Annotated in this window: 11 protein-coding genes and 1 pseudogene; all 12 read left to right on the top strand. The window is 42.7% G+C overall.

What is annotated here, in order from left to right; translation table 11 throughout:
- Positions 1–162: 162 nt before the first annotated feature.
- Positions 163–651 carry a hypothetical protein gene (locus tag HZC12_06550; GenBank protein ID MBI5026370.1) on the top strand — a complete coding sequence of 163 codons (489 nt, stop codon included), beginning with the start codon at positions 163–165 and terminating at the stop codon, positions 649–651.
- The gene (locus tag HZC12_06545) at positions 546–2,048 is read left to right on the top strand and encodes a PAS domain-containing protein (protein MBI5026369.1); all 1,503 of its coding nucleotides are present in this window, start codon (positions 546–548) and stop codon (positions 2,046–2,048) included. The genes HZC12_06550 and HZC12_06545 overlap by 106 nt, the downstream gene beginning before the upstream one ends.
- Positions 2,049–2,065: 17 nt before the next feature.
- Positions 2,066–2,446, top strand: a complete 381-nt coding sequence (locus HZC12_06540) for a response regulator (protein ID MBI5026368.1) — start codon at positions 2,066–2,068, stop codon at positions 2,444–2,446.
- A 28-nt stretch (positions 2,447–2,474) separates the two neighbouring features.
- The gene (locus HZC12_06535; GenBank protein ID MBI5026367.1) at positions 2,475–3,566 is read left to right on the top strand and encodes an HD domain-containing protein; all 1,092 of its coding nucleotides are present in this window, start codon (positions 2,475–2,477) and stop codon (positions 3,564–3,566) included.
- Between the two features lie 198 nt (positions 3,567–3,764).
- Complete coding sequence (locus HZC12_06530) at positions 3,765–5,081, top strand: homoserine dehydrogenase (GenBank protein MBI5026366.1); 1,317 nt, start codon at positions 3,765–3,767, stop codon at positions 5,079–5,081.
- Positions 5,082–5,094: 13 nt separating this feature from the next.
- Positions 5,095–5,334 (top strand): sulfurtransferase TusA family protein, encoded by a 240-nt coding sequence (locus tag HZC12_06525; GenBank protein MBI5026365.1) that lies wholly within the window; start codon positions 5,095–5,097, stop codon positions 5,332–5,334.
- Entirely contained in the window at positions 5,334–6,134 is an 801-nt protein-coding gene (moeB, locus tag HZC12_06520; protein ID MBI5026364.1) for a molybdopterin-synthase adenylyltransferase MoeB, read from the top strand. The genes HZC12_06525 and moeB overlap by 1 nt, the downstream gene beginning before the upstream one ends.
- 53 nt (positions 6,135–6,187) lie before the next feature.
- Positions 6,188–6,634 (top strand): M67 family metallopeptidase, encoded by a 447-nt coding sequence (locus HZC12_06515; GenBank protein MBI5026363.1) that lies wholly within the window; start codon positions 6,188–6,190, stop codon positions 6,632–6,634.
- Positions 6,631–7,705: pseudogene (locus tag HZC12_06510) on the top strand (pyridoxal-phosphate dependent enzyme). The gene HZC12_06515 and the pseudogene HZC12_06510 overlap by 4 nt, the downstream one beginning before the upstream one ends.
- A gap of 2 nt (positions 7,706–7,707) precedes the next feature.
- Positions 7,708–7,995: a MoaD/ThiS family protein gene (locus HZC12_06505; protein ID MBI5026362.1), complete on the top strand. Its 288-nt coding sequence runs from the start codon at positions 7,708–7,710 to the stop codon at positions 7,993–7,995.
- 45 nt (positions 7,996–8,040) lie between these two features.
- A complete protein-coding gene (locus tag HZC12_06500) occupies positions 8,041–8,277 on the top strand; it encodes an NIL domain-containing protein (GenBank protein ID MBI5026361.1) in 237 nt (78 codons plus the stop codon).
- A gap of 2 nt (positions 8,278–8,279) precedes the next feature.
- Positions 8,280–9,341: a threonine synthase gene (locus tag HZC12_06495; protein MBI5026360.1), complete on the top strand. Its 1,062-nt coding sequence runs from the start codon at positions 8,280–8,282 to the stop codon at positions 9,339–9,341.
- Positions 9,342–9,479: the final 138 nt, after the last annotated feature.

The following is a 9,479-nucleotide window of genomic DNA, read 5'->3' as shown; positions in this document are numbered from 1 at the left end:
AAATAAATCCAGGGGATTTTTTGAGCCAGAAGGCGAGGTAAGGGTAAATCCTTTAAAGGTTCTGGTTGACAAAGGGAAATATAAATCCTAAACTTTTAATTGAAGGTTATGCATGATTTATATTGGAAATTAAACATAATTTGGACTTAAGGTAGTGAGATTATGATTTTTAAACAGAGCCGCCTTTTTAATAAAATTTTGCTGCTTTTCATAATCCTGGCTATAGTGCCTTTTTTATTCTTCAGCTACAGAGTGGTTTCTATCACTACAAAGTATATGCAAACAGATGAGACATTGGGCCATTCTCACGAGGCTGTGAGGATTCATGAAGAGGCAATGGTAAAGGTTATAAATAAACTTCGACATGAGATAATTATCTTTGTTGGTTACAGCCTGTTGTTAGCTATAATATTATCTATCATCTTTGCGAGAACCATTATAAAACCCCGTAAAGAATTGATAAAAGGGACAAAAATCATTGATGTCCAATCAGGTGATGAGTTCAGACAGTTAGCCGCCTCTTTTAACAGAATGGCTGAATTAGGATGGATGGAGGCGGCATATTCCTCCTCGATGACAGAAGGGAATATCTTGTTTGCAGATCCCATAAAGGGGTCTCCGAGGAATTTGTCGGGAAGCTCGGCAAAGTGAAGTTAGGAGAAGACATGCCTGGCATTGTTGCTTTAAAAATGAAGCCTATCATTATCAATGATATATCGTCAGAACCACGGACTGATAGTCATACCCTTAATGTTTTGAAAAAGGCTGAAATGAAATCCTATGCATGTATTCCTATAAAAAGAAGGGAAGAAGTTCAGGGCGTTTTCTGCCTTTTTTCAAAAAACCAGAGGCCATTTCTAAATACCGAGATAGAGTTGTTATCCTCCATTGGAGAGATGATAGGCGTTGCTATAGAGAATATAAGGCTTTACCAGATGGAAAAGGACATTAAGTCCCAGCTTTTTGAGGCAGTAGCTTCAGAAAGGAGCAAGGCTGAGTCCCTTCTGTATGGGATTGCAGATGGCGTATATTCTGCTAACATAGAACGGCAAATCATTTCCTGGAATCCTTCGGCAGAAAAGATTACAGGGTTTAAAGCAGAGGAGGTTATTGGAAAGCCCTGCAAAGAAGTATTAAAGCATACAGATGAGGAAGGGCACAGCCTCTGCGAATCCTTTTGCCCTTTCCTGTCAATCGTATATAAGGGAGAACGATTTTCAGGAGAGATGTACTCCAATACTTCTTCAGGCCACAGGATTCCCATCCATTTAAGCAGCGGGCCTGTCCTGGATGCAAAAGGGACGGTAATAGGGTCGGTTAGCGTCTTCAGGGATATTACTCATAAAAAAGAGATAGAGCGCATGAAGACAGAATTTGTCAGGACGGTATCCCATGAATTCAGGGCGCCGTTATCAGCCATTGTGGGAATGACAGAGATGCTTATTGATAAAGAGGTAAATGGTTCAGAGAAAGTGGAGAAATATCTAAAAACCATTTATGACGAAGGAGAGCGGCTCTCAAGGATGGTAAATGAATTTCTGGATATAGCCATGATAGAAAGCGGCAAAAAGGTCTTAAAGAAACAGAGGATAAACATAACAGACCTCTTCAAGGAATGCATAACCTCTGTAAGCCAGAATGCTGCGAGAAAGGACATAAAGATAAAACTTCTCACACAGGACAGGCTTTTCATAGATGCTGACAGAGAGGCTATGTGCCAGATGATTCTCAATCTTCTAACCAACTCACTCACATATTCTGACAATGGGACATATGTAAAACTCAATGCATACCCTATGGAAAAAAGGGGTGAGAATCTTATAGAGATAACAGTGGAGGACACAGGCTGGGGCATATCTAAAAAAGACTTGCCGCACATCTTCGAGAAATTTTATCGTTCACCTTTACACCAGAAAAAGGTCAAAGGCACTGGACTGGGGCTTTCATTGGTTCAGGAGATAGTGAATGCCTATAAAGGAGACATAAAGGTAGAGAGCAGGATAGGGGAAGGAACTAAATTTACCATAAGCTTGCCTGTTAAGGCATGAAGAAGGAGGTGTTTTAGATGAATTCAAAAAAAGTCCTGGTAGTTGACGATGAGGCATTTATAATAATGATGCTGAAAGACAAACTCGAGAATGCCGGTATAAAGGTTTTATCAAGCACCAATGGTAAAGAAGCCATAGAAAAGGCCCGAGCAGAGAGACCTGACCTCATAATTTTAGACTGGATGATGCCTGGCATAAGCGGATTAGATGCCTGCCGGATTATAAAGGCAGATTCGTCACTTTCTAATATCCCTATAATAATGCTTACTGCAAAGGGCCAGGAATCAGACGAGAGACTATGTATTGAGGCAGGAGTTGCTCACTATCTCACCAAACCCTTTAGCCCAAGAAAAGTATTAAAGATAGTTCAGGAGACAATCCAGGTCAATGACTCGTAGAGCGGAATGACGAGGACGTAATAAAGTGGTGGAAGATAGCGATTTTAAGCATGCAGTCGAGGAGCTGGCCAGAATCTACGAGGAGATGGATATCCTCTATACCCTGTCAGAGAACCTCGCGGCCGAGAAGAGCATCAAAAATATATGTGAGAAGATAGCCGGAGAGATTATGGATGCCCTGGAAGTTAACAGCGTCTCGATAATGTTTGTAGATGAGGAAAGGGGAGATATGTACACGGAGTATTCTACAGGATTTTTTAGCAAACCTGTGCGAATCAACAAGGGAGAAGGCATTCCTGGCTATGTGATAACCACAATGAAACCCCTTATTGTATGCGATACAAAAAAACACCCGCTAAGCGATAAAACGCCTTATATCGGGACATCAGTCCTCTGTGTGCCCTTAATCGTAAAAGAGAGAGTTTTAGGGGTCATTATAGCCAGCGATAAGATTTCTAAGGAAGAGTTTTTTTCAAGTGACCTCAAACTCCTTTCAGCCATAGCCTTCCAGGCAGCCGTGGCTATAGAAAATGCCCGACTTTATCAAAAGTTGGAAGACGTCTTCCTCGGCACTGTTAAATCCCTGGCATTAGCCCTGGATAAGAAGTCTGCGTGGAATGCAGGCCATTCAGAAATGGTCACAGCTTATGCTATTGCCATAGCCCAGGAGATGGGGCTAAATGAAAACTTTACTGAGAGATTGGAGATATGCGGTATCCTCCATGATGTGGGAAAGATAGGAATACCCGACACCCTCCTGGAGAAAAACGAGCCTTTAAATAATGAGGAAATAGCGGCAATAATGAGGCACCCTATTATTGCCGTAGAAATACTTGAAAACATCAAAGGATTAGGAGATGTTCTTCAGGGAATCCTCCATCATCACGAGCGATATGACGGAAGCGGTTCTCCTGACGGGCTAACAGGTGAGAAGATTCCCCTAATGGCCAGAATACTCACTGTAGCTGATGCCTATGATGCTATAACTTCGGATAGACCTTACAGAAAAAAGATGAATAGAAAAGACGCTATTGAAGAGATGAAGAAAAATGCAGGGACCCAATTTGACCCTGTAGTTATAGATGCCCTCATTAAAGTTTTAATGAAAGTGGAGTCATAAGAATTATATATACTGTCATTTAGCTTTAAGCCGTTGTAACGATCAGCGGGTTCAAGTTTGTAACTCAGTTACGAGTCGCAACGACTTGAACCTGAATATTTTGTGACTCAACTGTAATTTCCTTTTCCAAATAAAATCTTGAACAAATCAAGCCACTTAAAGCATAATATATAAATCCCTTTTCTATAGAGGTTAAGAGTGAAACGGTCAGCCATATCCATAGGATTAATAGGTTTTGGGACAGTGGGGACAGGCGTTGTCAAAATTCTTCTCGATAAAGGAGAGGATTTAAAGAGGCGCCTTGGCTTCCCTATAGTCATCGGTAAAATCGCTGACCTTGATATAAAAAGGGACAGGGGGGTCAAACTGCCCCGTGGTATACTTATTAAAGATGCCAGGGAAATCATTAAAGACCCGAGCATTGACATTGTCGTTGAACTCATTGGCGGCATTCATCCAGCTAAGGACATAATCTTATCAGCTATAAAAAATGGGAAGCATGTGGTTACAGCTAATAAGGCGCTCCTTGCAACCGAAGGGGCTGAAATATTCAGCGCTGCTGAGAAGAACATGGTTGAACTTGGCTTTGAAGGCGCTGTTGCCGGAGGGATACCGATAATAAGGGTTGTCAGAGAGGCCCTTATAGGGGATAAGATTGAGGCCATATACGGAATAATTAATGGGACATCTAACTACATCTTAACCAGGATGACAGAAGAGGGTATAGAGTTTTCTAAGGCGCTTAAAGATGCCCAGAGGCTTGGATATGCCGAGGCGGATCCGACCCTCGATGTAGAGGGGATTGATTCTGCACACAAACTCGCTATCCTTGGGTCTCTATCTTTTGGGATACCATTGTCTTTTAAAAAGATATTCACAGAGGGGATTACAGAGATAACTCCTCTGGATATAGCCTTTGCTTCAGAGTTCGGTTATAAGATAAAACTCCTGGCAATAGCAAAACAGGTTGACAGAGAGATTGAGCTCAGGGTTCATCCAACAATGTTGCCTGAGGATTATCTGATTGCTAAAGTAGACGGGGTTTTTAATGCGATATACGTTGAAGGAGATGCAGTGGGTTCGACCCTTTATTATGGAAGGGGCGCAGGCGATATGCCGACTGGCAGCGCAGTGGTGAGTGATATTGCCGATATAGCGAGGGATATAAAGATGGGTTCTGTGGGAAGAATCCCTGGCCTGGGGCGAAGGGTGGATGAGAGGGCTGACCTGAAGATAAAGAAAATGGAAGATGTGTCCAGCCGTTACTATTTCAGGTTTTCGGCTATTGATAAACCAGGCGTCCTGTCAAAGATTTCTGGTATACTTGGCTCAAATAATATAAGTATTGAGTCTGTTATTCAGAAAGGGAGAAAAAAGGAAAAGGCAGTACCTCTTGTAATGATGACCCATGAGGCGAGGGAAAAGGATGTAGTCCATTCTTTAAGAGAGCTTGATAAATTGTCTGTTGTTGCAGGCAAGAGCATTTATATAAGGGTTGAAGGAAAAGAAGGATAAAATGGGAGACACGATAGAAATTAAAAAAAAGATAAATATAAAAGGAGAGATTTGTCCATACACGCTGGTTAAGTCCAAGTTAGCTATAGAGGATATCGAGGTTGGAGAAGTTCTTGAGATACTCCTCGATTATCCTGAGGCCATTCAGAGCATACCAAAGGCTATGGAGAATTACGGCCATAAGGTCTTAAAGGTGGAACAGATAAATAATACTGACTGGGTTATCCAGGTAAGAAAAGAGGTGGGGGACTGATGGAATTTACAGAGGAGCAGCTCCAGAGATACAGTCGCCATATAATACTTCCAGAGGTTGGAGGCAAAGGCCAGAAAAAAATTGCAAGGGCAAAGGTGTTTATAGTTGGGGCAGGCGGCCTCGGATGTCCTGTAGGATATTATCTTACTGCAGCAGGTGTAGGGACTATTGCTATTATAGATAGCGACAGTGTAGAGATAAGCAACCTGCAGAGGCAAATTGCCCACAGCACAAAGACCATTGGAAGGCCCAAAGTAGAGTCGGCAAAAGCCACTTTTGAGTCTCTGAACCCTGATGTTAATGTTGTGGCATTAAACGAAAAGATAAACAAAGACAACATCCTTGACCTTATAAGAGATTACGATGCAGTCGTTGATGGAAGCGATAATTTTCCAACGAGGTATCTTGTTAATGACGCATGTGTGATGCTTAAAAAACCCTTGATTAGCGGCGCTATATTGAAGTTTGAAGGACAGGTTACAACAATAATTCCAGGTGATGGCCCCTGCTACCGCTGTCTTTTTGAGGAGCCTCCTCCGCCAGGACTTGTGCCGTCCTGCCAGGAGGCAGGCGTATTAGGAGCAATTACAGGTGTAGTAGGTGCTCTTCAGGCAACAGAGGTGTTGAAATTCATCCTCGGCAAAGGAGACCTCTTAAAAGGCGAGCTTTTGATTTACAATGCGCTCAAGACCAGTTTCAGAAGAGTTAAGATTCCCAGAAATCCTGACTGCCCGATTTGCAGCGAAAACCCGAAGATTAAGGAATTGATTGATTATACGCAGGAGTACTGCGCGATATAAATAAGAAATGGGAAATAAGAGATGAGAAGTGAGAAATAAGAAGTAGGGGGCGGGTGACTGAGTTATTTATATCCAGGGAACTTCTCGATGATATAGTTTCTCATTGTAAAGAGGAATTTCCAAATGAGGCATGCGGCATCCTCGCTGGAAAGGAAGGTATGGTGGAGAAAATTTACAGAATGACTAATATAAAGAACTCTCCTGTAAACTACGAGATGGACTCAATGGAGCAATTCAGATGCATGAAAGAGATGAGAGCTAAAGGATTGAAACTTATCGGCATATACCACTCTCACCCTTCGTCATCTGCTTATCCTTCCAGGGATGATGTTGAGAAGGCCTACTGGCCGGATTTGCCTGATACCCCTGTTTATCCTGAGGCATGTTATATGATTGTGAGTTTAGTTGATAAAAAACCTGAGGTAAGAACCTTTATAATCGGGCCAGAAAAGATTGATGAAATTAAATTAAGTCTTCCGGGAGAAAAGGGGAAGAGATGAGCTTTGTCAAAGGCTTGAAGTGCAGAGAGTGTGGAAGGGAATACCCTGTACAACCTGTGTATGTATGCGAGTTCTGTTTTGGCCCGCTTGAGGTTATTTATGATTATGACAGCATAGGCAGGGTATTGACTGTTGAGAAAATACAGGCAAGGCATAAAAGTTTATGGCGATATAAAGAGCTCCTCCCTGTAGACGGTGACCCTGTGGTTGGCCTTAACTCTGGCTTTACGCCGCTTATAAGGGCAGATAATCTCTCAAAGGTCATTGGTGTAAAAGAACTCTATATAAAAGATGATACAGTCGCTCATCCTACTTTGTCTTTCAAAGACAGGGTTGTCTCTGTTGCCCTGACAAAGGCCAGGGAATTTGGTTTTGATACTGTAGCATGCGCCTCCACAGGGAATCTTGCCCATGCAGTTTCTGCTCAGGGCGCAAAAGCAGGTTTTAGAAGGTTTATATTCATTCCCGCAACTCTTGAGCCGAGCAAGATTATAGCCTCTCTTGTTTATGAGCCAAATCTGATAGCCGTCGATGGCAATTATGATGAAGTCAACAGACTCTGCAGCGAGGTTGCAAATAAATACAGATGGGCCTTTGTAAATATTAACATCAGACCATTTTACGCAGAGGGTTCAAAAACCCATGGATACGAAATCATCGAACAGCTTGGGTATAAAGCAGGGCAGTGATGTGATAAAACCTGTAAGGCCCAACACAATAGCTAAATCCCTGGCTATAGGAAACCCTGCTGATGGTTTTTATGCCGCTCAGGTTGTCAGAGAAAGCGGCGGGTACGGAGAGGACGTTTCGGATTCAGAGATAATAGATTCTATGAAACTTTTAGCAAAGACAGAGGGGATTTTTGCTGAAACCGCTGGTGGTGTAACTCTTGCAGCTACAATAAAACTCATCAGGAGCGGTCGTATCTCGAAAGATGAGGTCACTGTTATATGTATTACAGGAAATGGGCTTAAGACTCAAGAAGCCCTTACAGGGCATACACCTGAAGTGCACCATATAAAACCAAATCTGGCTTCTTTTGAAGAGGCATTAAAGAAAATAGGAGGCTAAAAATGGCGGTAAAAGTGAGAATCCCCGTTCCTCTCCAGAGGCTTACTAATGGCAAGGAGGAAGTGGAAGGTAAAGCAGGTACGGTGATTGAACTTGTAAATGACCTTAATGAAAAATTCCCAGGTATCGGAGAAAGAATCTCTGAGGCTGGAAAGATAAGGCGTTTTGTGAATGTATATGTGAATGAGGAGGATATCAGGTTTTTGAAGGCAGAGGAGACCGAGGTGAAGGACGGCGATGAGGTCTCTATAATTCCTGCTATCGCAGGGGGGCGCACAAAAAGGGGTTAGGGGTTAGTAAAAACCAATCCCCAATCCCTACTAAAAGGAGGATTTATGAAGAAAAGGGTAAAGCTGACATTCCCTCAACATCTTATCAAAGAGCCTGTGATATTCACCATGGCCAAAAAACACGATGTGATGCCGAATATCAGAAGGGCAAGGGTAACAGAGACTGTGGGAGAAATGGTCCTTGAGCTTGAGGGCACTGAAGAGAATCTTAAAAATGGAATAGAATCCTTAAAACAGCAGGGGATTGTGGTGGAGCTTGTGGAAGGAGACATCCTGGAATAATTATGCAACCATGGCGAGGAGTAATTGAAAAATACAGGGATTTCTTACCTGTATCAGATAAAACCCCTATTATCACCCTTAAAGAAGGCAACACCCCTTTAATAAAGGTTACAAATTTAGGCGATTTAAGTAAAAAGCTGAATTTATATTTCAAGTTCGACGGCGTAAATCCAACAGGCTCTTTTAAAGACCGTGGAATGACCCTTGCCATTTCAAAGGCAATGGAGGAAGGCTCAAGGGCTGTCATCTGTGCTTCAACAGGAAATACATCTGCATCTGCCTCTGCTTATGCTGCAAAGGCTGGCCTTACAGCAATTGTATTAATACCAGAAGGTAAAATAGCTTTCGGCAAGCTCGCCCAGGCCATAGTGCATGGAGCAAAGGTGTTACAGGTAGATGGTAATTTTGACGATGCCTTGAATATAGTAAAGGAACTTGTCAGGAAATACCCGATAACCCTTGTGAATTCGATAAACCCTTTCAGGCTTGAAGGCCAGAAGACAGCGGCTTTTGAGGTATGCGACCGGCTCGGTACTGCCCCTGAATACCATGCCCTGCCTGTTGGAAATGCAGGGAATATAACCGCTTACTGGAAAGGCTATAAAGAATACAGAGATGCAGGTAAAATTAAAGATCTTCCCAAGATGCTTGGTTTTCAGGCCTCAGGAGCTGCCCCTCTGGTGCTGGGGCATCCCGTTGAAAAACCCGAGACAATTGCAACAGCCATAAGAATCGGAAATCCTGCAAGCTGGAAGGGCGCTATTCAAGCAAGAGATGAGTCAGGTGGAAGAATCGAGGCTGTAACTGACGATGAAATCCTGAGTGCCTATAAAACTATTGCCTCATTGGAAGGGGTTTTTTGTGAGCCTGCCTCTGCCACTTCTCTGGCAGGTGTGATAAAATTAAATGAAGAAGGATACTTCAGAGGTGGCGAGACCATAGTCTGCACATTAACAGGCCATGGACTCAAAGACCCGGACATTGCACTTAAGGTTTCTCCGAAACCCATAAAAGTAAAGGCAGCAGTCTCAGAGGTAGAGAAGTTATTGAAAGACGTTTTGTAGGGAGGGTTATTTTAGGTGGAATCCTCATGCAGACAGGAGTATGAACATTATTAACAGTTTCATAATAGAATGAACAATCATCTCAATCTGTCTGTCATGCCCGAGCGCCTAAATCGGGCATCCAATCTGGGTTTTAAG

The sequence above is a fragment of the Nitrospirota bacterium genome (assembly GCA_016214385.1).
In the GTDB taxonomy this organism is placed as follows: domain Bacteria; phylum Nitrospirota; class Thermodesulfovibrionia; order UBA6902; family JACROP01; genus JACROP01.
The sequence above is the reverse complement of the archived record's forward strand: the minus strand, read 5'-3'. Positions and strand labels throughout refer to the sequence as shown.